Source organism: Bradyrhizobium sp. B117 (assembly GCF_038969555.1).
Classification (GTDB): Bacteria; Pseudomonadota; Alphaproteobacteria; order Rhizobiales; family Xanthobacteraceae; genus Bradyrhizobium.
In genome coordinates, this window is sequence record NZ_CP152414.1 from 5,579,132 (window position 1) to 5,602,707 (window position 23,576).

The 23,576-nt window shown below is 65.0% G+C and carries 17 protein-coding genes and 1 pseudogene; 11 read left to right on the forward strand and 7 right to left on the reverse strand.

Features of this window, described 5'->3' with window-relative positions:
• Positions 1-8: 8 nt before the first annotated feature.
• Positions 9-1,043 carry a DUF2155 domain-containing protein gene (locus AAFG16_RS27380; RefSeq protein WP_342730283.1) on the reverse strand — a complete coding sequence of 345 codons (1,035 nt, stop codon included), beginning with the start codon at positions 1,041-1,043 and terminating at the stop codon, positions 9-11.
• A gap of 205 nt (positions 1,044-1,248) precedes the next feature.
• Here AAFG16_RS27380 and AAFG16_RS27385 point away from each other — a divergent pair.
• Together AAFG16_RS27385 and AAFG16_RS27390 are read left to right on the forward strand one after the other, a co-directional pair.
• Positions 1,249-2,185 (forward strand): annotated as a pseudogene (locus AAFG16_RS27385) (alpha/beta hydrolase).
• A 43-nt stretch (positions 2,186-2,228) separates the two neighbouring features.
• Positions 2,229-3,236: a Na+-dependent transporter gene (locus AAFG16_RS27390; RefSeq protein ID WP_342730285.1), complete on the forward strand. Its 1,008-nt coding sequence runs from the start codon at positions 2,229-2,231 to the stop codon at positions 3,234-3,236.
• Between the two features lie 7 nt (positions 3,237-3,243).
• Here the strand turns inward: AAFG16_RS27390 and AAFG16_RS27395 are convergent, their stop codons facing one another.
• Both AAFG16_RS27395 and AAFG16_RS27400 read right to left on the reverse strand, forming a co-directional pair.
• A complete protein-coding gene (locus AAFG16_RS27395) occupies positions 3,244-4,038 on the reverse strand; it encodes a methyltransferase domain-containing protein (protein ID WP_342730287.1) in 795 nt (264 codons plus the stop codon).
• A 35-nt stretch (positions 4,039-4,073) separates the two neighbouring features.
• Positions 4,074-5,012: a GlxA family transcriptional regulator gene (locus tag AAFG16_RS27400; protein ID WP_342730289.1), complete on the reverse strand. Its 939-nt coding sequence runs from the start codon at positions 5,010-5,012 to the stop codon at positions 4,074-4,076.
• A 95-nt stretch (positions 5,013-5,107) separates the two neighbouring features.
• On the opposite strand from AAFG16_RS27400, the gene AAFG16_RS27405 reads away from it, so the two are divergent.
• The 3 genes from AAFG16_RS27405 (at position 5,108) to AAFG16_RS27415 (ending at position 7,520) form a co-directional block, all read left to right on the forward strand.
• Positions 5,108-5,794: a DJ-1/PfpI family protein gene (locus AAFG16_RS27405; protein ID WP_342730291.1), complete on the forward strand. Its 687-nt coding sequence runs from the start codon at positions 5,108-5,110 to the stop codon at positions 5,792-5,794.
• A 167-nt stretch (positions 5,795-5,961) separates the two neighbouring features.
• Positions 5,962-6,615, forward strand: a complete 654-nt coding sequence (locus AAFG16_RS27410) for a glutathione S-transferase (RefSeq protein ID WP_283079476.1) — start codon at positions 5,962-5,964, stop codon at positions 6,613-6,615.
• A 185-nt stretch (positions 6,616-6,800) separates the two neighbouring features.
• Positions 6,801-7,520, forward strand: a complete 720-nt coding sequence (locus AAFG16_RS27415) for a DUF899 family protein (protein ID WP_342730293.1) — start codon at positions 6,801-6,803, stop codon at positions 7,518-7,520.
• A 365-nt stretch (positions 7,521-7,885) separates the two neighbouring features.
• Here AAFG16_RS27415 and AAFG16_RS27420 read toward each other — a convergent pair whose 3' ends face one another.
• Positions 7,886-8,293, reverse strand: coding sequence for an NADH:ubiquinone oxidoreductase subunit NDUFA12 (locus AAFG16_RS27420; protein WP_027557785.1), 408 nt, complete (start codon positions 8,291-8,293; stop codon positions 7,886-7,888).
• Positions 8,294-8,545: 252 nt separating this feature from the next.
• Between AAFG16_RS27420 and AAFG16_RS27425 the strand changes: the two genes are divergently transcribed.
• Complete coding sequence (locus tag AAFG16_RS27425) at positions 8,546-9,163, forward strand: BA14K family protein (RefSeq protein ID WP_283079478.1); 618 nt, start codon at positions 8,546-8,548, stop codon at positions 9,161-9,163.
• Between the two features lie 106 nt (positions 9,164-9,269).
• Here AAFG16_RS27425 and AAFG16_RS27430 read toward each other — a convergent pair whose 3' ends face one another.
• Positions 9,270-10,409, reverse strand: a complete 1,140-nt coding sequence (locus AAFG16_RS27430; protein WP_342730297.1) for a LuxR C-terminal-related transcriptional regulator — start codon at positions 10,407-10,409, stop codon at positions 9,270-9,272.
• Between the two features lie 588 nt (positions 10,410-10,997).
• Here AAFG16_RS27430 and AAFG16_RS27435 point away from each other — a divergent pair.
• On the forward strand, positions 10,998-11,411 hold the full coding sequence (locus AAFG16_RS27435; RefSeq protein ID WP_283079480.1) for a response regulator: 414 nt from the start codon (positions 10,998-11,000) through the stop codon (positions 11,409-11,411).
• Positions 11,408-13,663 (forward strand): CHASE3 domain-containing protein, encoded by a 2,256-nt coding sequence (locus AAFG16_RS27440; RefSeq protein ID WP_342730299.1) that lies wholly within the window; start codon positions 11,408-11,410, stop codon positions 13,661-13,663. The genes AAFG16_RS27435 and AAFG16_RS27440 overlap by 4 nt, the downstream gene beginning before the upstream one ends.
• Before the next feature lie 99 nt (positions 13,664-13,762).
• Here the strand turns inward: AAFG16_RS27440 and AAFG16_RS27445 are convergent, their stop codons facing one another.
• Positions 13,763-14,659: a DMT family transporter gene (locus AAFG16_RS27445; protein WP_342730301.1), complete on the reverse strand. Its 897-nt coding sequence runs from the start codon at positions 14,657-14,659 to the stop codon at positions 13,763-13,765.
• A 770-nt stretch (positions 14,660-15,429) separates the two neighbouring features.
• On the opposite strand from AAFG16_RS27445, the gene AAFG16_RS27450 reads away from it, so the two are divergent.
• Complete coding sequence (locus tag AAFG16_RS27450) at positions 15,430-19,197, forward strand: vitamin B12-dependent ribonucleotide reductase (protein WP_283079483.1); 3,768 nt, start codon at positions 15,430-15,432, stop codon at positions 19,195-19,197.
• Between the two features lie 1,379 nt (positions 19,198-20,576).
• The gene (locus AAFG16_RS27455) at positions 20,577-21,374 is read left to right on the forward strand and encodes a transglycosylase SLT domain-containing protein (protein ID WP_342730304.1); all 798 of its coding nucleotides are present in this window, start codon (positions 20,577-20,579) and stop codon (positions 21,372-21,374) included.
• Positions 21,375-21,435: 61 nt separating this feature from the next.
• Here AAFG16_RS27455 and AAFG16_RS27460 read toward each other — a convergent pair whose 3' ends face one another.
• The gene (locus AAFG16_RS27460; protein ID WP_342730306.1) at positions 21,436-22,434 is read right to left on the reverse strand and encodes an acyl-CoA desaturase; all 999 of its coding nucleotides are present in this window, start codon (positions 22,432-22,434) and stop codon (positions 21,436-21,438) included.
• A 193-nt stretch (positions 22,435-22,627) separates the two neighbouring features.
• On the opposite strand from AAFG16_RS27460, the gene AAFG16_RS27465 reads away from it, so the two are divergent.
• Complete coding sequence (locus AAFG16_RS27465; RefSeq protein ID WP_342730308.1) at positions 22,628-23,329, forward strand: phasin family protein; 702 nt, start codon at positions 22,628-22,630, stop codon at positions 23,327-23,329.
• Positions 23,330-23,576 lie beyond the last annotated feature (247 nt).

A 23,576-nucleotide genomic window follows, 5' to 3' on the forward strand; every position in this document is an offset into this window, starting at 1 on the left:
ACGATGGACTAGCGGCCGAAGCCCGGCAAACCGAACAGGCCTGGCCGCTGCTCCGGCGGCGGAGGCGGCGGTGCCGGTTGCTGCACCGGCGGCAGAGGCTGCGGCGGACGCTGCTGCACCTGCTTGGGCGCGGCCTTCTTCTGCGCGGGCGGCGGCGGTGGCGGGGCCGGCTTGCTCGCGGGATCGGGCGCCGCCGTTGCGATGGTCTGTTGCGGCTCTTTGCAGTCGGTCAGCCAGATGTCGTAGATCGGGTGCTCGACGCCGTGCAGGCCGGGGCTTGCCGCGTACATCCAGCCCGAGAAGATACGCTTCACCTCGCCCTGCAAGGTGATCTCGTCGACCTCGACGAAGGCGTCGGTGTTGGCGGCTTCCGTCGCCGGCCGCGTGTAGCAGGCGTTGGTCTTGACCCTGAGCGCGCCGAACTGGACGGTCTCGCCGATATCCTCGTCGAAATTGATGATGCGTCCGGTGATCTTGTCGAGGCCGGAGAAGGTCGCCTTCTTGTTCACGATCTTCTGGGCGGGCGGCTCGGTCACGACCTCGTCGCCCGGCTGGAGGCTCGCCGGCGTCTGCGGCACCGCACCGCCTGGCGCGCCCTTCTGCTGCGGTTGGCGCTGACCGGGCGCACCCGGGGCGGCTCCCGGCGCATTGGGCGGCGCGACCGCCACGGACGGCGGCTGGTTCGGCGGGGCAACGGTGGAGCCCGGTGGCGGCGCCAGCGGCTGGCTCTCGACCGGCCCCGGCATCACGTTCCCCTGCCGGCCCGGCGGCGGCGGCATCGGACGCGACGGCAGAACGCGGCCCTGCGGCGGCAGCGCGGGGACCTCTTCATCGTCGTCTTCGGGCATCGGAGGCTGCGGCTGGCCGCGCGGAATCGCCCCCGGCGGCCGCGGCGGCGGATCGGAGAAGATCGTGCCGATCTGCGCCTTAGCGGGCGTCGCAACCGTCAGCGCGGTGGCAGCCAGCAGCGCCGCAAGGCCTGTCAGGGTAAAGGTTTTGAACATCTCGCGCGGCTTCAACAGCGAATCGGGCTTGTTGGACATTCTACAGGTGATACCGCCGCTCGCAGGCTACCGGGTTAACACGCCGAATACGGCGGGGAAAGGGCGGCAACCCTGCCCTGCCCGCCGCCCGCTGGCCAGACCCGCCACCGGATGGGATAGTTCGGTCGCCTCTCCCGGGGCCGAGCGGGCACCCCCCGATACCCGACGTCCGACCATAACCAGAACCTCCCGAGGTCCACTCCCCATGCCCGTCGTGCTCGATCCCGATGCCGCCGCCGTCTACAGGGCTTTTCGGGAGGCCGGGCGCCCCGCCTACGAGACCCTGACCGCGCCGCAGGCTCGCGCCTATTACGCGCAGGCCCGCTTTGCCACCAACCCCGAGCCGCCCGAGCTTGCCCACATCACGCAGCTCGCGATCCCGGCGCCGCACGGCGCGATCCCGGCCCGCCTCTACGTGCCGCCGCAACGACGGGCTGTCGCCGGCCCTTGTGTTCTTCCATGGCGGCGGCTGGGTGATCGGCGACCTCGAGTCCCACGACGTCGTCTGCCGCCAGCTTGCTGAGGCCGGCGCCCTCATCGTGATCTCGGTCGACTATCGCCTTGCGCCCGAGCACAAGTTTCCCGCCGCGGCCGAGGACGCGATCGCCGCGACCCAATGGATTGCCGCGAATGCGCGCGAGCTCGGCGTCGACGCCTCGCGCCTCGCGATCGGCGGCGACAGCGCCGGCGGCAACCTCGCCGCGGTCGTCGCGCTCGCCGCGCGCGAGGCCGGCGGCCTGGCGATCGCAGGCCAGGTCTTGATCTACCCCGCGACCGATTTCGCCATGACGCACGGCTCGCACAGCGAGCCCGAGACCAGCGTTCTGCTGACCCATTCGGTGATCCGCTGGTTCCGCGATCATTATCTGAATGGCGCCGCCGACATCCACGATTGGCGCGCTTCGCCCGCACGCGCGCAAAATCTTGCCGGCCTGCCGCCCGCTTTTGTGCTGACCGCCGGCGCCGATCCCTTACGCGACGAGGGCGATGAATATGCTGCGCGGCTGAAACAAGCCGGCGTGCCCGTCACCACCAAGCACTATGCCGGCCAGTTCCACGGCTTCTTCACCATGGGCAAACTGCTGCCGCAGGCCAATGTCGCCGTGAGCGAGATCGGCGCGTGGCTCAAGGCTTTGGGGTAGAGCGAATGCCGTAGGCCCGTAGCACGACGCACCAACGACGCCGATGTCCTCGCTCCTCAAATCTCTCCTCGCCGTCCCCCTGCACGCCCTCACCTGGCTTGGCAGCCAGGGCACGCGTGCGGTGGCTGCCGTCGTCTTCATCGCGGCCGCGGTGCCGCCGCTCGGAGCGCTGCTGCGGCCCTACGTCACCGAGGCGATCTTCGTTCTGCTCTGCATCTCCTTCATGCGGGTCGACCTTGCCGCGCTGTACGGCCATCTGCGACGGCCAGCGCTGGTCGCGACCGCCACCGCCTGGACCACGATCGGCGTGCCATTGATCGTCGGGCTGATTGCCCATGCAACCGGGCTGACCGCGCGCGTCCCCGGCCTTTCGCTCGCCTTGATGCTCCAGAGCATGGCCTCGCCGATGATGGCTTCGCCTGCCCTCGCCGCGCTGATGGGTCTCGATGCCACGCTCGTGCTGATCACGCTGGTGACCTCCACCGCGCTCGTGCCCTTCACGGCGTCATTGTTCGCCGGCCTCTTCCTCGGCGACATGCTCACCATCTCGCCGCTCACACTGGGCCTGAAGCTGCTCGGCATCCTCACGGCATCGCTGCTGGCCGCCACCGTCATCCGATGGGGCTTCGGCGTGGAGGCGATCCAGCGTCACAAGAAGCCGATCGACGGCTTCAACATCATCATCCTCTGGATCTTCGCAACAGCGGTCATGAGCGATGTCGTCAGCGACCTCCTGGCGCAGCCCGTGTTCACGATCGGCCTTGCAGCTCTGTCCTTCGCGATCTACTTCACGCTGCTCGCCGTCACCACGCTGCTGTTCCGCCGCGTCGGCTATGAGCGCGCGCTGGCGCTCGGGCTGATGGTGTCACAGCGCAACCTCGGCCTGATGCTGGCGGCGACCGCCGGCGCCCTGCCGCCCGCCACCTGGCTCTATTTCGCGATGACGCAGTTTCCGATTCATCTGGCGCCGTACATGCTGACGCCGATCGCGCGGCGATTGACGGCGCGCGGACGCACGTCCGGGGCGACGGCGGCCGGCAGCACGAGCTAGCACGCGCTCATGTCGCCGTCGCAGCCGGCTTCGAGGCCCTGAAGAGATAGCGGTTGGTGCTGAAGAAGTAGTGTCCCGCAGCGCCGAGACGCTCGAACTCGCTGTGCCATGCTGAGAGATCATCGGCAGGAACGTCGCTCCTGCCGGCGACGAAATCCCGAATGCCTTGGGCCAGCCCCTTGCTGTAGCTGTCGTCGTCGTATCGCAAATTCAGGATGGGAAAGATCGACGCGCCGTCGAGGTGAAATCCGGCCTCAACCAGTCTGCGGGCCATCGATCTCGGCAGACGCGGGTGGGCGCAGTGCGCTTCCCATGACGTCATGACCGCGGCCATTCGTTCCGGGCATTCGGAATGCCACACCACTGCGTCCCAATCGGTTGCGACAAAAATCGTGCGGCCACCCGGCTTGAGGACGCGAAACGTCTCGGCAAGGACGCGGTCGACATCGGGCACGTACTCGGCAACCTGGGTGCACACGACGACATCGAACGATGCATCGGCTTGATCCAATGCCGTCGCGTTGCCGATGGCATATGAAATCCAGGCGGAAGCCTTCTGCCGGTTGCAGGCCGCGATCAGGTCGGTGGACACATCGATACCGACGACGGCGCCACCGGGCCCGACGATCTGCGCCATGCTTTCGCAGAGATAGCCGGGACCGCATCCGATATCGAGAACGCGCTCGCCGGCAGACAGATCGAGCTGCCGGATTGTCTCCGCACGCTGGGCGGTCACATCAGGCTTGAGATAGATTCTTTGCAGTCGCCTCGCGTTCTCGTTGCTGTACTCCATCCCGCTCATCGTCGCCTCCACGCTCGAGTGCCAGGTGAGTTTCCCTACCCCGCCCGCGCCGCGCGGCGCAGCGCCTGCGGCGGCTGGCCGAAGGCCCGGATGAAGGCGCGCCGCATCCGCTCGGGATCGCGGAAGCCGGTCACCTCCGCGACGAGCTCGATCGCCTCGCGCGAGGACTGCACGCGCTCGCGCGCGACCTCGAGCCGCAACCGCTCGATCGCTTTCGACGGCGTCGTGCCGGTCTCCGCGGCAAAGGCGCGGGCAAAATGCCGCGCGCTCATGCCGGCGCGATCGGCGAGGTCTTCCACCGTCAATGGCGCGTCGAGGTTTTCCCGAGCCCAGGACAGCAGCGCGCCGAAGCGGCCGTTCGGCGTCTTCAATTCCAGCAGCGAGGAGAATTGCGACTGGCCGCCGCTGCGACGATGATAGAGCACGAGCTGCCGCGCGGTCGCTTGCGCGATCTCCTCGCCATGGTCCTCGGTGACCATCGCGAGCGCGAGATCGATGCCGGCGCTGATGCCCGCCGAGGTCCAGACATTGCCGTCGCGGGTGAAGATCTGGTCCGGCTCGAACTTGACCTTGGGATAGCGCGCGACGAATTCGCGGGTGCGGCCCCAATGCGTGGTGGCGCGGCGGTTGTCGAGCAGGCCGGCCTCCGCAAGCACATAGGCGCCGGAGCAGACGCTGGCGACCCGAACGCCGCGCTTGGCGAGCCGCCGCACGAAAGCGAGCGTCGCTGGACAGCCCGCCGGAGCCGACACGCCCGCGCCGCCCGCCACGACTAGCGTCGTGATCGCATTCGCCGATTTGAAATCGCGCGCCATCATCTCGACGCCCGATGAGCTGCGCACCGGCCCAGCATTCAGCGCCAGCACCCGAAGCGCGAGCGGCTTGCCGGTGGCACGTGCGGCGATCTCGAACACCGAGATCGGGCCGGCCGCATCGAGCAGTTGGAAGTCGGGGAAGATCAGGATGCCGATCATGGTTCATGTCCGAAAGCGAGGGAAATACGCCATTTTGGACGGAAGGGCATCATGAGAGGCTGCGTCCGTCAAGCTTATCTTTGGAGGACCTGCCCATGTCGTCTCCGCTCCAGATCGGTCTGCTGGTGTTTCCGCACGTCACCCAGCTCGACTTCACCGGTCCGCTGCAGGTGTTTTCGTCCGTCCCCGGCGCGACCGTGCACCTGATCTGGAAGACGCTGGCCCCGGTGCCGAGCGATTCCGTGCTGATGCTGACCCCGACCATCACCTTCGCCGACTGCCCGCAACTGGATGTGATCTGCATTCCCGGCGGCTTCGGCACCGACGCGCTCCTCAACGACGAGGAGACTCTCGACTTCGTGCGCAAGCAGGCCGCCAGCGCCAAATTCGTCACCTCGGTCTGCACGGGATCGCTGGTGCTGGGCGCGGCCGGGCTCCTGAAGGGCTACAACGCCGCGACCCATTGGAGTGCGATGGAGATGCTGGCGCTGTTCGGCGCGACGCCCACCAAGACGCGCGTCTGCGTCGATCGCAACCGCGTCACCGGCGGCGGCGTCACCGCAGGAATTGATTTCGCCTTGAAGCTGGTATCGCTGCTGGTCGATCGCACCACCGCGGAAGCCGTGCAGCTCCGCCTCGAATACAATCCCGCGCCCCCCTTCAACGCCGGCTCGCCGGATACGGCTCCGGCCGAGGTGCTCGCGCTCATGAAGGAGCGGGTCGCACCATGGCAGGCGCGGCGGCTCGAAGCCGCGAAGCGCGCAGCCGAAAGGGTGATGTAGCCCTTGGTCTTGCGTCCCGGACATTGTGCAGCACGTTCGAGCGATGCGAAGCATCGCCCGAACTGACGCTGCTGACACGACGCTGTCAGGAGCCTGTCGCGACACTCCGGCTGCGGCCGCCACGCCCTTTGGCAGTTTCCGGTCGGTGCGCACAGGAGGACCTGACCATGGCGCGATACCGGCTGCACTGTGTGGGAGCTTCGGGCAATTCGTTCAAGGTCGCGCTATTCCTCAACTGCGCCGGGCTCGACTGGGAGCCGGTCGGCGTCGATTTCGCCGGCGGTGAGACCCGCAGCCCCGACTGGCGGGCCGCAACCAACGTCATGGGCGAAGTCCCGGTGCTGGAGATCGACGGCCGGCAGATGAGCCAGTCGGGTGCGATCCTGCTGTGGCTCGCCGAAACTCACGGCGTGTTCGCTCCGACGCACGAAGAGAGGTTCGAGACGGCGCGCTGGCTGCTGTTCGACAACCACAAATTCACGGGGAATTTTGCGCCGCACCGGTATCAGCGCTGCTTCATGCCGGAGCCGGCCCATCCGGCCGTGCTCGCTTTTCTGCGCGCGCGGACCGAGAGCGCGTTCTCGATTGTCGACAGACATCTCTCAGACCGCCGCTTCATGCTGGGCGACCGGCCCACGATCGTCGATTTCTCGCTGCTCGGCTATTTGTACTATCCGAGGGAGGAGACAGGTTTCGATCTCGCCGCGGCCTTCCCGGCCATTGATGCCTGGCGCCGACGCATCGCCGAACTGCCAGGCTGGAAGCCGCCTTACGAGATGATGCCCGTCGGCAACTCACCACCCCTGCATCTCCATTTCTGAGAAGCGAGCAACGAACAGGAAATCAGATCAAAGAAAAAAGCCGCTCGATTTCCCGAGCGGCCTTTCCTGTTTCACGGCGGCGACACATCCACATGGGGCGCAGGCGTTCCACCTTCGGTGGTGGAACTGAGGTTTTGGGGGGCGAGTTATGTCCTCACGAAACTTACAGCATCCGGAGCGCAATCATGGAGCATCTCGACTACCCCAACGAAAGCACCGAGTATCGTGCCGCGCGAAACGCGTTGCTGGATGAGGAGATTGCCCTCCGGGCTCAGATTGAGGCCGTTTCCGCCAGGCGTCGCGCGCTGCCGCTCGGCGGCGAGGTGCCCCAAGATTACGTCTTCGAACGCATCGGCAAAACGAGCATGCCGGAACAGGTCAGGATGTCGGAGTTGTTCGGCCCGCATGACACGCTGATCCTGTACAGCTTCATGTATGGGCCGGAGCGCGAGCTGCCCTGCCCCGGCTGCACCCATTTGCTTGACGGGCTCGACGGCGCCGCACGGCATGTCGGGGAGCGCGCCGCGCTTCACATCGTTGCGAAATCACCGATCGCGCGCCTCGCCGCCTGGGCCCACGAACGCGGTTGGGAACATCTGTCGCTGCTGTCCACTGCCGGCAACAGCTTTGATGCGGACTACTTCGGCGACACCTCGAAATTCCCCAAGGGCATGCGCGCGCAGCACAACGTTCCCGAGGGGCAGAATTGGGATGAGACGATCTTCAATGTCTTCAGGAAAGCGAATGGCAAGATTAGGCACTTCTGGGGCTCGGAGATGAGCTTCGCGCCGTCCGCGCCAAAGCAGCATCATCGCGCCGGTGATCTGGTCGATCCGCTCTGGGGCCTGCTCGACATGACGCCTGAAGGCCGCGGCGACTTCTTCCCGAAGGTGCGTTACGACTGAGGCGCACAAACCGGCTGAAGAATTGCCATCAAAGAAAAAGGCCGCCCGGTTTCCCAGGCGGCCTTTCCTTTCTTACGGCGGCGCACATTCACATCGGGCGATTTCGGAACTTCCAGACCGGGGGCCTATCTCCCGATCGAGTCCTTACTCGGCGGCCGCTGCATCTCGGGACAGTCGCGAACTGTTGCCCGAACCGAACGCGATGGTTTCCCATCTCCGTAAGATGGGACCATTGAGCCGCATCGCTCGCGCCGGTGCAACGACGGCGCAACCACCATCCCCGCTGTTCCCGTTGTCCACAGCGGCGTGAGGCGGATGCTGATGCATCCACCCTTGATGATGAAGATTCGCGTCGGGGCGGACGACTAGCCGGGGGTCCAGGGCTGGTAGTCGCCGGTCGCCTTCGGCCGGCGGCCGCTGGCAAGCGTCGAACCCGAGGGCCGGTAGGCCTTGGCCGTGCCGGTGAGATTCGGCTGGTGCGGCTTCTCCCACTCGCGCGGCTGGTAATTGGTCGCGGTCGGCGGGGTGTCGACGACGTGATGGATCCAGCCGTGCCAGGACGGCGGGATGCGGCTCGCCTCGGCATAGCCGTTATAGATCACCCAGCGCCGCTCGAAGCCCAGTGTCGGATCGATCGCCCCGCCGCGGGTGCGATAGTAGCGGTTGCCCTGCTCGTCCTCACCGACCAGCTCGCCGTACCGGCTGGTCCAGAGCTGGGTGCCAAAGGTCTGGCCATTCCACCAGGTAAAGAACTTCAGAAGGAATTGTTTCATGCGGCAAGGGCCCTGCTTCGTGGGGCCCTGATGCCATCCGGACGCCGAAATGTCCAGTTCGGCCGGCGGGGGCCGTCCCCTCCACAAATGCGGGGTGCTCCGGCCCGCCGGCCCCGCCGCAAATCGGTCGTGATCCGTTCATGCCGGGTACAGCGCCGAGGTGAGAGGCTCGCTGCACACACGCACACCAGCGTGATCCCTGGAACCAGCGCTGTTTCATCGGGTTGGCTTTTCCGGGAAAGGAGTTTGATCATGAACAGTCTGAAGGTTTTGAGTGCCGCTGCGGCAGTGGCGTTGATGCTTCCGTTGGCGAGCCCGAGCTTCGCCCAGGGCCGCCCGGCCGCGGGTGGGGGCGGAGGAGCCCATTTCGGCGGTGGTGGCGGTGCTCACTTCGGTGGTGGTGGTGGCCCCCGCATGGGCGGCGGCTTCGCCGCTGGTCCACGGGTCGCCGGCGGTGGCGCCGGTTTCGCGGCTGGCGCAGCCATGCGCCCGAGCGCCGGCGTCGCCATGCGTCCAGGCGCAGGAGCCACGTTTGGCGGCGGCCGTCCGGTCGCAGCTGCGGGCGGCAATTGGCACGGCGGCGGCGGCAATTGGAGCGGTAACCGCTGGCATCATCGTGGCGGCGGCTTCTGGCCGGGGTTCGCGGCCGGCGCCGCGATCGGCGGCCTAGGCTCCTACGCCTATTACGGCGGCGGCTATTACGATGACCCCTATTACTACGGCGACTCCTACTATGATGAGCCGTCAGTCGCGGTGGTGCCCGACACCGGCGGCGACTCCTCCGCTTATTGCGCGCAGCGCTACAAGTCTTACGATCCGGCCTCGGGCACGTATCTTGGCTATGATGGCCAGCGTCATCCCTGCCCGTAAGGCGACCTGAACGACGCGATGAGTGGGCGGTGCCGGTGAACGACCGGCGCCGCCCACGCTTTTCCGAGCCGGTCGGACTCCGCAAGCTCATCCGGCGCCGAAGCCGTCACTGTCCGTGGTCCGTTTCCCCGATCCGCACGCTGCCGATTGCCGCGATCAAGCCGGCAAGCTCAGCCTGGCGGCCGGTGCCCGTCTTGGCGAAGACGCGACGCAGATGCGTCTTGATGGTGTTGGGCGACAGCTTCAGCGATTGCGCGGTCTCCAGGACCGTATTCCCTGACGAGGCCGCAAGGGCCACCCGCGCCTCGGCATGCGTCAGGCCATAGGCGTCCATGATCTGCCCGAGCGGGATCGATCGCCGGTTGGCGGGATCGATGACGAACAGCAGTACGGCGGCATCCTTCACACCGGCATCCGATAGCCGACCGAGATCCTTGCTCCGGATCGCGGAGACCAGAATGGTCAGCAGGCGGCCGTCGAGAGGGCGCGGCAGGCTCATGGTGCCGCCGGCCCCGCCCTGGAGCGCGGCGCGGATCAGCTCGCTCAGCCGCTGCGAAGGTGCGGGCGAATGCGTCCCGACTGATTGATGCAGACGCAGCACGCCCTCCTCCGCCATGCGGCGGGCGGCACCGTTGGCAAACAGCACCCGCGCCCTGCGGTCGAGCACGGCGACGCCGTCGGCAAGCCGGTCGAGGACATTGAATGCAGCTTGCTGCATGGCCAGATAGCCGTCGATCCGGAATCCGAGCGTCACCGACCGGCACAGATGCGGAGCCAGCCATTCCAGCAGCCGCTGCTCGTCGGGATCGAACGGCCCCAGCCGCGCGCTGCGACACATATTGAAGGCGGCACGAAAATCGTCGCGCGCCGCAAGCGCCATCATTCCGTTGTGGCCGATCTCCTGCGGCCGCAGGACCTCGTCATAGAACGCGGACGACTGCAGCTCTCCTAGCGAGATGGCTTCGTCGGACAGCACCAGCCGGCCAACGGGCTGGTTTTCCATGTATTGGGACCACGGATTCTGCATATGCCGCTCCTGATAGGTGCGGTTGCATTCCTCGTTGAGGCGGCCGTTGAAATCGAAATAGACCCGCTCTGCGGTGAGGGACTGACCGAACAGAATGCCGCCCTCGCTGCGCGTCAGATCGGCGATCGCCGTGAGCACATGCGGCCAGAGCGCGTTCTCCGCCGCAGCGTCGTAAATGAGGTCGAGGATCTTCTCGATCTTGCCACTGGAGAAATTCACAGTACCCCCCGCCCGAGGGCCGCCGGGTGCCAACAACTGCTCGTGCAATCTAAGGAAGCAATATGATGATATGGCGACTCGCGGCAGGATGCCTCACCCAATGAGGTGAGCGACGCTCGACGTCGGTCAAATCTCCGTTTTCAAACGGATATCGAAGTCGCTGCCTACTAATCAGGCGAAGAGCTGCTCCATGGGTACAAGCTCAACCAAGGTTGCTTGCACCTCCTCTGCAAATCCATATCGCGGGCGGATCATTCGCCAACATTGAACGCGGAGGTCGCGAAGGAAGGCCTCGGAGTGCGCCTCGAGGCGGGCTTGAATGGAATCTGCGGTTTGTACGCGGCGTGACAGGTCCCGACACCTTGCCTCAAGCTTTCGTCGAACCTTGTCACAATTCGCGTCCCGAATTGCCTCCGGTCGACGGACGTCAGTGAAACGCCGATGCCCGGTGTCGACCCGATGGAACCCGCTGGACTGCCTATGCACCACGCCGTGCATATCTACATCGCTCCAATCCAAAATTGACCCGACCCACGATTCGCGGATATCACAAATACCGATGGGGACTTCGATTTGCTGGGAAGTGTCATGCCGCGTATCCTCGTGGTAGATGACGATCCGATGGTCGGCGCGACCATCGAGGTCCTCCTCCAACGTCAGGGCTTCGACGTCACGCTGGCCGACGGCGGCGAAACGGGACTGGCCGCGCTGGAAGCGCAGGCCTATGACGTGATGCTGGTCGACATCTTCATGCCGCATATGCGCGGCTTCGAGTCCATCCGCATCTTTCACGAGCGCGCGCCGTCCGTGCCGCTGATCGCGATGTCCGGCTACGCCTTCGCATCGTCCGCCTCGCCCTCGCCCGATTTCCTCCGCATGGCGCTGGAGCTCGGTGCGACGCGCTGCCTGCGCAAGCCGTTCACGCCCGACGCGCTGCTGACCACGATCCGGGAATGCCTCGGCGCGGCGGCCTTGCCGAAGGATCAGAAAGAAGCACCTTGATCCCAACGCAACGCGTCATTCTCGGTGCTGGACTCGCCATCCTCCTGATCATCACCGCCGCCTCGATCGCCCTCGACGTCAAGTCGCGGTCCGATACCATCTGGGTCAGTCACACCGTCCAGGTCCTGAAGAAGATCTCCGACCTGCGCGTGCTGCTGCGCCGCGCCGAGAGCGCCGCGCGCGGCTACGAAATCTATCGCAACCAGGCCTTCAGCGACGAGTTCGAGGCCGCCCACGCCCAGATCGCGCCGGCGCTCGCGAGCCTCAAGCGCGACGTGCGCGACAACCCGGACCAGGTCGCGCTGCTGGAGGGCACCGAGCCGCTGGCGCTGCGCCGGATGGAGGTCGCCGCCGCGGCGATGCGGCTGCGCGCAGCGAACGACGAGGCCGGCATTGCCGCGCTCCAGGGCAAGGGTGAGGGCCGCGGCCTCATGGACACGGTGATGGGCAATCTCGACCAGCTGAGCGCGGAAGAAGAACGGCTGCTGACCGCGCGCTCCCAGGATTCGCGCCGCACCGGCATCGTGCTGCTCGGCATCGACGTCGCCGGTGCGCTGGTGATCCTGCTCCTCGTGCTGATGGTGATGCGCGAGAGCCACCGCGCCCAGAGCGCGCTCAAGAGCACGCTCGACGAAGCCACCGCCGCCAACGAACAGCTCGAGGCGGCGGTCGCCGAGCGCACCGAGCATCTGGTCACCGCGCATGACGAGCTGCGCCTGTCGGTCAACGTGCTCCAGAGCACCTTTCGCAGCATGGCGGAGGCGGTGCTGGTCATAGACACCGAGGGCAATGTCCTGTTGTCCAATCCGGCGGCCGAGCACATGCTGCTGCACCGGGCCGGCATGAACCTGCGCAATCTACGCGCGCTGTCGGATGTGTTTCACGGCGACGGCATCACGCCGCTGCAGGCCGACGAGCTGCCGTCGAGGCGCGTGCTGCGCGGCGAGCATTTCGAGGCCATCGAGATGATCGTCCGCCCGCACAACGGCAGTCCATCGCGCCACCTCATGATCAGCGGCCGGCCGATGCTGGACGGGCAAGGCGACATTTCCGGCGCGGTGCTGGTCTATCACGACGCGACCACCACGCGCGACACCGAACGGCAGCTGCACCAGTCGCAGAAGCTGGACGCCATCGGCAAGCTGACCGGCGGCGTCGCGCACGACTTCAACAACATGCTGACCGTGATCTCCGGCAACACCGAGACGTTGGTGGCGAGCCTGAAGCAACAGCCGGAGCTCCAGCGCGTGGCGCGCCTGATCGACGATGCCGCCGAGCGCTGCGCCGAGCTGATCCAGCACCTGCTCGCCTTCGCGCGCAAGCAGCCGCTCCAGCCGCGCAACGTCGAGATCAACGCGGCGATCACCGACATCGCCAAGCTCTTGCGCCCCACCCTCGGCGAGCAAATCCAGATCGAGACCGTGCTGGAACAGGGACAGATGACCGCACATATCGATCCGTCCCGGCTCACCAACGCCGTGCTCAACATGGCGATCAACGCCCGCGACGCCATGCCGAACGGCGGCAAATTGCTGCTGGAGACCCATCGCGTCGTGCTGGACGAGGCCTATGCGCAGGCCAATGCCGAGGTCGTGCCCGGCCCTTACGTGATGCTCGCGGTCAGCGACACCGGCACCGGCATGTCATCCGACATCCAGCAGAAGGCATTCGAGCCGTTCTTCACCACCAAGGAGGTCGGCAAAGGCTCTGGCCTCGGCCTCTCCATGGTCTATGGCTTCGTCAAGCAGTCCGGCGGCCACATCAAGATCTACAGCGAGCCGGGCCACGGCACCACGATCAAGCTCTATCTACCGCCGGGTGACGGCACGAGCGATGCGGCCGCCGCCGCGGTGCCGCAAGCCGAAGGCGGCGCCGAGACCATTTTCGTGGTCGAGGACGATCCGCTGGTGCGCAACTTCGTCACCGCGCAATTGCAGAGCCTCGGCTACAAGACCGTCGCCGCTGCGGACAGCAAGGCCGCACTGGAATTGATCGAGGCCGGCCAGGCCTTCGACCTCCTTTTCACCGACGTCGTCATCCCCGGCGGCATCAGCGGGCGCGAGCTCGCCGAGAAGGTGGCAACGCTACGCCCTGGCGTGAAAGTGCTCTACACCTCCGGCTACACCGACAACGCCATCGTCCACCACGGCAAGCTCGACGACGGCGTGCTGCTGCTGACAAAACCCTATCGGCGAAACACGCTCGCCGAGATGATCCGGAAGGCACTGAACGGCGGGATGACGGCGAGTTGATTTGTAGGATGGGTAGAGCGAAGCGAAACCCATCAATGAATGTAACGGCGACGATGATGGGTTTCGCTTCGCTCTACCCATCCTACATGCCACGGCGCCCTAGCGCGTCGCCAGTAGCACCGCGGCCAGCGTGAAGATCAACCCGGCGATCTGCCCTGCCCCGAGCGGCTCGTGCAGCGCGATCGCAGAGGCGACGACGCCGATCACCGGCACCGCCATCGTCCCGATCGCGGCGACCGACGCCGGCAATCGTGCGAGCGCGGCGAACCAGCTGACATAGGCGATGCAGAACTGCACCACGGTCGAATAGAGCAGCAGCCACCAGCCGACCGGCGTCACCTTGTCCAGATGCGAGGTCTCGACCAGGAGGCCGATGACCGAGATCGGCAGGCAGCCGATCCCGATCTGCCAGGCCGCAGCCGTGATCGGCGGCAGATGGATCGGATACTTCTTCGAGAATACCGTGCCGACGGCAAAGCCGAACGCGCCGGCGAGCGCCATGACGATGCCGGGCAGCTTCTCCGCGCTCGCGGCGATGCCGTTGCCGCCCATGATCGAGGCAAGGCCGGCAAAGGCCATCACCAGCCCCAGCGTGCGCAGCACCGTCGGCCGCTCGCCCAGCACCGGCCAGGCGATGATCGAGGCCCACACCGGCATGGTGTAGGCGATCAGCGCCGCCTCGCTCGCCGGCAGCCAGAGCAGCGCGAGGCCCATCAGCACCATCCAGCCGGTGACGTTGAGCACGGCGGCCGTGAGCAGGCGCGGCCAGATCGCGGGCTCGACCTTCAGGCGCTGCCGGCGGATCAGCGCCAGCGCCGCGAGCAGCAGCGCGCCCAGCACGCCGGTCACCCCGCGCAGGGTCAGTGGCGGCAGCTCGGCGAGGAGGAATTTCGTCACCGGCCAATTGAAGCCCCAGCCGATCGAGGTGATCGCGAGGAACATCAGGCCGGCCGGGGCGATACGCGGCCGCGTATCCCGGCGAGTCGAATCAAGCATGTGGGCAATCCGGCAAAATCGAGGTCAGCTTGGCCCGGATTCGCCCCCTCCACCACCACCTCGGCGGGCATGCCTGCCCTCACCTTCCGTAACGATACGTGAGTCCTGCTGACGCAATCCCGGTCCCGAAAAATATACCTGCCCTGTGAACAGCGGGATGAAGGGTCCGTATCGCCACGGAAGACAAATTTTTTCGGTTGGGAATCCCTGAGGACTCACTGATACTTGGCTCAACAACAGGCGCGGGCTTGCCCCCTGTTATCCCCCGCAATCCACCATATTTAGTATTTGATTCAGGAACTCGCACTAGTTCTTGACGGGCGCAACGGAGAGTCCTAGCTTTCGGCCCGTTCGGCGCGAGTGAGTTTGCGTCCCGCCGGCACTCCCCCAAAGGGTCTCGCAAATCTTAGCTCCGCCAGCCGGCCAAAGGCTGCGGAATGAGGGCTTGTCTGCCCTCAAGAAGCGGACTTTTCGGGCGCCAGAACGGGCCGGCAAAAGGCTCGGATGGCATCGGTTGAAGAAGTGACGTTGTGGGGCGTTGAACGCATGTCGGGCTCATCCCGTTGGGGCGGATGGGCCTGGACATGCCGGCGGGATGATCGATGCACGCATCGAGCCATCGCGCCGGGAGAAACTGGGCCGGACTCCACCGGCTGAACTGCGAAGCCTTTGGGCCGGTGGCCCTGTGAGGAAGCGCGAGAGAGAAATGACGACCCGGCACGCTTCCAACGAGGAGCGGATCCGGTCAAAGATAAGGACGGGGCAAGACAATGCGGATTGAGCGGCGCCACACCACTTCGGGACAGTCACCTTACGCCGGGATCGAGTTCCGGCTGACCACGTCGGAGATTCGCAATCCCGACGGCTCGGTCGTGTTCAAGCTGGATAACGTCGAGATCCCGACCGAATGGTCGCAGGTCGCCTCCGACGTGCTGGCCCAGAAATATTTCCGGAAAGCGGGCGTCGCCGCGCGCCTGAAGAAGGTCGAGGAGGAGTCCGTCCCCTCCTTCCTGTGGCGCTCCGTGCCCGACACTGAGGCCCTTAGCCAGCTGCCCGAGAAAGAGCGCTTCGTCAGCGAGCTCAGCGCCAAGCAGGTGTTCGACCGCCTCGCCGGCTGCTGGACCTATTGGGGCTGGAAGGGCGGCTACTTCACCTCGGACGAGGACGCTCAGGCCTTCTACGACGAGCTCCGCTACATGCTCGCCATGCAGATGGTCGCGCCGAACTCGCCGCAATGGTTCAACACCGGTCTGCATTGGGCCTATGGCATCGACGGCCCCGGCCAGGGCCACTATTACGTCGACCCCTTCACCGGCAAGCTGACCAAGTCCAAGTCGGCCTATGAGCACCCGCAGCCGCATGCCTGCTTCATCCAGGGCGTCGGTGACGACCTCGTCAACGAGGGCGGCATCATGGACCTCTGGGTCCGCGAAGCCCGCCTGTTCAAATACGGCTCCGGCACCGGCTCCAACTTCTCGCGCCTGCGCGGCGAGGGTGAGAAGCTGTCGGGCGGCGGCCGCTCGTCCGGCCTGATGAGCTTCCTCAAGATCGGCGACCGCGCCGCCGGCGCGATCAAGTCGGGCGGCACCACGCGCCGCGCGGCCAAGATGGTCGTCGTCGACGTCGATCACCCCGATATCGAGACCTATATCGACTGGAAGGTGAAGGAGGAGCAGAAGGTCGCAGCGCTCGTCACGGGATCCAAGATCAACCAGAAGCACCTCAAGGCGGTGCTGAAGGCCTGCGTGAACTGCGAAGGCTCGGGCGACGATTGCTTCGACCCCGAGAAGAACCCGGCGCTCCGCCGCGAGATCAAGCTCGCGCGCCGCAGCCTCGTGCCCGACAATTACATCAAGCGCGTCATCCAGTTTGCCAAGCAAGGCTACAAGGACATCCAGTTCGACACCTACGACACCGACTGGGATAGCGAAGCCTACCTCACCGTCTCCGGCCAGAACTCCAACAACTCGGTCTCGCTGAAGGACGACTTCCTGCGCGCCGTGGAAACGGATGGCGACTGGAATCTCAATGCCCGCACCTCGAAGAAGGTGACGAAGACGCTGAAGGCGCGCGACCTCTGGGAGAAGATCGGCTACGCCGCCTGGGCGTCGGCCGACCCGGGCCTGCACTTCAACACCACCATGAACGACTGGCACACCTGCAAGGCATCCGGCGACATCCGCGCGTCCAATCCGTGCTCGGAATACATGTTCCTGGACGACACGGCGTGCAACCTCGCCTCGGCGAACCTGCTCACCTTCTACAATACCACGACCAAGCAGTTCGACGTCGCCGGCTACGAGCACCTCTGCCAGCTCTGGACCATCGTGCTCGAAATCTCCGTCATGATGGCGCAGTTCCCCTCGCGCGCGATCGCCGAGCTCTCCTACGAGTTCCGCACGCTTGGCCTCGGCTACGCCAATATCGGCGGCCTCCTGATGACCATGGGTCTGTCTTATGACTCCAAGGAAGGCCGTGCCCTCTGCGGCGCGCTGACCGCTGTGATGACCGGCATCACCTACAAGACCTCCGCCGAGATCGCGGCTGAGCTCGGCACCTTCCCGGGCTACAAGAAGAACGCCGCGCACATGCTACGCGTCATCCGCAACCACCGCCGTGCCGCCCATGGCGAAGCCTCCGGCTACGAGGCGCTCAGCGTCAACCCGGTGCCGCTCGACCACGCCTCGTGCCCGCAAGCCGACATCGTCACACGTGCGATGGCGGCCTGGGATGCGGCGCTCGAACTCGGCGAGAAGCACGGCTATCGCAACGCCCAGACCACGGTGATCGCGCCCACGGGTACGATCGGCCTGGTGATGGATTGCGACACCACCGGCATCGAGCCCGACTTCGCGCTGGTGAAGTTCAAGAAGCTGGCCGGCGGCGGCTACTTCAAGATCATCAACCGTGCGGTGCCGTCCGCGCTGCGCGCGCTCGGCTATCGCGAGAGCGAGATCGCGGAGATCGAGGCCTACGCCGTCGGCCACGGCTCGCTCTCCAACGCGCCCGGCATCAACGCCTCGACGCTGAAGGCCAAGGGCTTCACCGATGAAGCCATCGCCAAGGTCGAGAAGGCCCTGCCGACCGCCTTCGACATCAAGTTCGCCTTCAACAAGTGGACCTTTGGCGAAGATTTCATCCGCGACCAGCTCGGCATCGGCGCTGAAGCCATTGCCGCCCCCGGCTTCGACCTGCTCCAGGCCGTCGGCTTCACCAAGCGCGAGATCGAGGCGGCCAACGTCCACATCTGCGGCGCGATGACGGTCGAAGGTGCCCCGCACCTCAAGGCCGAGCACTATCCGGTGTTCGATTGCGCCAACCCCTGCGGCAAGATCGGCAAGCGCTACCTGTCGGTCGAGAGCCACATCCGCATGATGGCGGCGGCGCAGCCCTTCATCTCGGGTGCGATCTCCAAGACCATCAACATGCCGAACGACGCCACGGTGGAGGACTGCAAGTCCGCCTACATGCTGTCGTGGAAGCTGGCGCTGAAGGCCAACGCGCTCTATCGCGACGGCTCGAAGCTGTCCCAGCCGCTCAACTCGCAGCTCATCAGCGACGATGAGGACGAGGACGATGCGGTCGAGACGCTCTACGAGAAGCCGATGGCCGCACGCGCGACCCAGGTCTCGGAGAAGATCGTCGAGAAGCTGGTCGAGCGCATCATCGTGATGCGCGAGCGCGAGAAGATGCCTGACCGACGCAAGGGCTACACCCAGAAGGCGGTCGTCGGCGGCCACAAGGTCTACCTGCGCACCGGCGAGTATGACGACGGCCGTCTCGGCGAGATCTTCATCGACATGCACAAGGAAGGCGCAGCGCTCCGCTCCTTCATCAACAATTTTGCGATCGCGGTCTCCCTCGGTCTGCAATACGGCGTGCCGCTGGACGAGTATGTCGACGCCTTCACCTTCACCCGCTTCGAGCCGGCGGGCCCCGTGCAGGGCAACGACAGCATCAAGTACGCGACCTCGATCCTCGACTACGTCTTCCGCGAGCTGGCGGTGAGCTACATGTCGCGCTTCGATCTCGCCCACGTCGATCCGACCGAGTCGAACTTCGACGCGCTCGGCAAGGGCGTCGAGGAAGGCAAGGAGCCAGACGAGACCCAGCACGCGACCAAGCTGGTCTCGCGCGGCCTCACCCGCTCGCGGACCGACAACCTCGTCGTGATGCGCGGCGGCAGCGCCGCAGTCGCCCAAGGCAACGACAGCGCGCCATCCGGCGGCAGCAAGGTCACCGCCCTCGCCGCTCACGGCGCAAGCGCCCGCGCCGGCGACGCCATCGAAGGCGCCGTCGCCCTGAAGCAGGAAGCCAGCCACGACCTCTCGCCAACCGAGAAGCTCGAGGCACTGCAGTGGAGCAAGGCCGGCAGCGCCGCGACGATCGCGGCTCCTAGCAAGGCCGAGCGCCGCGCGGAAGCCAAGGCCAAGGGCTACGAGGGCGAGATGTGCTCGGAATGCGGCAACTTCACGCTGGTGCGGAATGGCACCTGCATGAAGTGCGATACTTGCGGGTCCACGACGGGGTGTTCGTGAGCGTGACAAACTAGGATCACCACACAAACAACTGACATTTCGATGGGCGGAGGGTTAAATCCTCCGCCCACAATATTTTCGGTGTTAGCTTCAGGTCTGCCAACCAGATGCAGCCGGAAGAGCTGGCGGCGGAACCAATCGCCCACCATTGTTTTGAGATACGCTGACTCAGGTAGTGGGCGGCATTGACGAGTTGAGAGGCGAAAATGTTCCTGACGGGACTTGGCGCACTGCTCATCTTTGGCGGACTTCTGTACATGGCACGCGCCACGATTTGGCGGGGACCACTGAGCGGTCGGGATTCGCCTCGGAAGGTTCGCGACACGCTGGAACCGCCGCGCCGGGGCTTGGGATTCCTTGGAATCGGATCGAACTGGCCGGGGATTCTTCTGATGGCCAGCGGCGCAATACTGATTGCGTCAGGCGCCAGCTTCTAGGCTTAGTCCGATGGCCAACATGCAACTCGCAGAATGGGTGAAGCGACCTGTCCGCCGTAGCTCGACGAGAAGGCGGAAGCCCGTAGGCTGGGTTGAGCCCTTGCGAAACCCATCATGACACCACAACTGTTGACGAATTTTGCTCCGCTCTACCCATCCTACGCGCTCATCGCTCTTTGGTTGAGCTTTGACTAGCCCTCGATCTGGGTCGACGACGAGGCGATGACGGATCATCGACAGCAGTATGGACGTACGTTTTATCGGCTCCATCTCCCTGAGGTCCCAGCAAGCGTAGCCCGGATGTCGCTCACACTCCATCCGGGCCACTCGCTTCTCACCCCTCATCATTCGCCACCGCATCTCGACGCGCTTGTCGTGCAGCTCGCCTCGCCGCTTTCCTCGCAACCCAGCGCGCGCGAAACTGCTTTGCGGCACGAAAGGTCCGCGGTGCGACGACCTGAAATGCCAACGAGGCGATTCCAGCGACCACCCCCTTGACCACGTCGAAAGCGAAATCGGGTCCAAAATACTCCCACACGACCCTGCCTCCTTCTCGCGAAGGCGCCGCCGGGCGGAATGGGTAGCTTGCGAACATGAAAAAGCCCCGTCTGTCACCGGCGGGGCCTCGGGAAAATCTCTGTGCGCCCAGTTCAACGCACACGAAATCTCTCGGTACACCCGCTCATGGTGGACTCGATGAACCAGCTGCAAAGCATGGCGGTGCGATGAAAAACGCCCATAGCGATCACCCAGAAATTTCGAAATGCGAAGGCGCCAGATGCGCAATGCCAAACGCGCGCACGAGAGGCCGGTTAGCGGCAGATAAACAGACTGAACGGCCGCCGTCTGTGGCGTAATTCACATCTGCGATATGACATTTTTTGGGCGCAGTGCGGTTAGCCCTGCCGCTGCGCCAGCCCAGAACCCGCACAGTCAGCCAGAATGTCCGCTTCCAATCGTCCACTCCTCCCTCGCCTGCGCAGGGTTAGGCGACGCGCCCGGTGGGCACGAAAGACGTTCTCGCGCGCACCACGGATGGTTCGGATCGCAGCCGGCCTGGCTATCCTGCTCGCGTCTCTCGCCCTCCTAAACATCGCCTACCACATCATCCGCAAGCCCACCGAACTCTTCGTCTTCGTCGGCAATTCCCTCGACAAGGATCCATCCGAGACCTGGCGTCACTACGGCCCCCTCTTCCGCACCTACTCCACGGCAACGATCACGCCGGAATTACTGGCCGCGCTGGCGCAAGTCGAGAGCTCCGGCAATCCGGTGGCGCGCACCTACTGGCGCTGGCGGTGGAGTTTCAATCCGCTGGCGATCTACCGGCCCGCCTCCAGCGCGGTCGGCCTCTTCCAGATGACCGATCCGGCCCTCGGCGAAGCCGCACGGTTCTGTGTCCGCGGCAACGCGGTCATGGAGACCGGTTGCGGGTCCGCGTCCCTCTACATTCGCGCGATCCCGAGCCACGCCATCGAGCTGGCGTCGGTGTATCTGGACCGCAATGTTGCGCTGGTTCTCGCCCTCGCGGGCGATGTGAAGGCAAGCGCCCGGCAGAAGCAGGATCTGGCCGCCTTCATTCATCTTTGCGGCGCAGGACCCGCCACGGCCTATGCGCGCCGCAGGTTTCAGATTCTGCCCGGCGAGCGGTGCGGCGATCACCTCGCCGCAAGCTATGTCGCCAGGGTCAGCGCGATGAGGCGGCAGTTTTTGCGGCTTGCGGCGGATGACGGCGGTTAGTGCCGTAGGATGGGTAGAGCGAAGCGAAACCCATCAGTCCACGGACGGCTATCGATGGGTTTCAGGCTGTTGCTTCCGTATCCGGCATCGAACTCTTTCCGCCGTCCGAACCTCGCGTCTTGCTTCCCGCTGAAAAAATATCCTGCACCAGCCCAAGCTTCCCCAGCCCCAAAATGATCAACCCGTTGATGTCCACCTCGTACCACGCGTGCGACAGGTACGCGTCACGCGGGAAGCGGTGGTGGTTGTTGTGCAGGCCTTCGCCGAAGGTGAGGATCGTGGTGACTAGCTCGTTCGTGGTGCCGTCATTGGTGTCGAAGCGGCGGTAGCCCCAGCGGCCGTCGCTGTGGCAGACCGAGTTGACCAGCGAGGTGGCCATGGTCATGACGTAGCTGCGGAACAGGCCGGAGAACAGGATGCAGCCGATCATCGTGCGCACGCCGCCAAAGGCGTAGCCGAGGGCGGCGGGGATGATCAGCGCGGAGAGCGCGTACCAGTACCAGCGCGTCCTTGTGAAGAACATCGCGATCGGGTCGGCCAGGATGTCCTTGGCGTAGTATTCGGCGTCGGTGGTCTCCTTGTCCCACACCCAGCCGCCCTGCGCGTGGCCCATCCCCTTTGCAAAACTCTCGATGCGATTGCCGGAGCCGTCATAATAAGGGCTGTGGACGTCGCCGGGCCGGTCGGAGTGGAGATGGTGACGGCGATGGTTGCTCACCCATTTCAGGATCGAGCCCTGCACCGCCATCGTGGCGATCGCGGCGAGGATCGTCCGCATCACCGGACCGCAGCGGTAGCTGCGGTGGACGAAGTAGCGATGCATGAAGCCGATCCCCATCGTGGTCAGCACGAACATGCCGGCGAAGACCGCGATCTCCACCCAACCGATGCCGTAGGTGAAGGCCCAGATCAGCGCCCCGATCGTGCCTCCGATCATCAGGGCGAACGAGATGTAGGAATCCCGAAATTTGGCGTCGACCACCGGGCCTTCGAACAGCAGGCCCGGCGGCATTTTCGCCTCCGCGCCCTGCTCCGGCGCCACGCCCTCGATTACGGTCATTTCAAACGGCCCACTTCCAAAGCACTTCTGCAACGTAGGGTACAGACGCGGATAATTTCTAGCAAGAACCCCATCGGCCGCTCGACTACCGAGGGAACCTGTCGGGTGGGTCAGCCCTGCGGACTGCGCGTAGCGCAGACCGCTTGGCGTAACCCACCCCACCCACTGCCGGCATCCGGCCAAATCTCATCACATGGCCGCCACGCAAGTGACAACCCACAATCGCGATTTCAGCGCAAACGCGACGGAGGTTGGCGGCTTCAGCGATATTCAGGAGCCATTTGCAATGTTGAGTTCGGTAGAAAATAAGCCAACGGGAAAATCCGGCCGGCGCGGCGGCAAGAAGAAGGCCGGGCAACGGACCAAAGCCGGCGAGCACCACGCAACTGCAGCGCATCCATCGCCGGATGCCTCGGCGGAGATCAGCCAAGAGAATAAGCAAGAGAACGAGCAAGAGAACAGGCAAGAAAACAGGCAAGAGACCGAGCAAGAGACCAAGCAAGAGGCAGAGACGAGCCGACTGATCGGTGCGCAGGTTCCCTCGGCTGTAACCTTGCCGTCCGGGATAGAGATCGCTGCAAGCGCGCCCGTCGCACCAAGGGAACCCTCCCAGGTCAGCCCGCAGGCGATTGCCGATGCCTATGGCGACTACATCAGGACGTCGCTTGAGCAAGCCTGGGCCTTCCTGGGACGGCTCGCGACGGCGCGCTCACCCGTCGAGGCCGTTGAGCTTCAGATGGCGTACGCGAAACAGGCGTGCGAATCCTTCGTCGCCAAATCCCAAGAGATCGCCGAGCTGCATGAACAAATGACCAGACAAAGGGTCATGCATTTTGAGGGGTTCGTGGCCAGGCTCACCCAGACGACGCTCGAAATCCGCGCAACACATCACTAAAGCTGAATGGCGTTAGGTTGAATCGAGTGCCGCAGGCTCGGTTCACCTCGCCCGCTTGCGGGAGGGGTCGGCGCGAAGCGCCGGGTGAGGGCTTTCTCCTCTAGGAGAGTGTCCCATTGCGGATGCACCCTCACCCCAACCCTCTCCCGCAAGCGGGAGAGGGAGCGCACCTCCCGTTGCAGCGATCAAGCCTGATCTCATCGCGCTTTAGCAGCGGCTGCGCATTTCGAGCCGCGTGGCCGGAAGC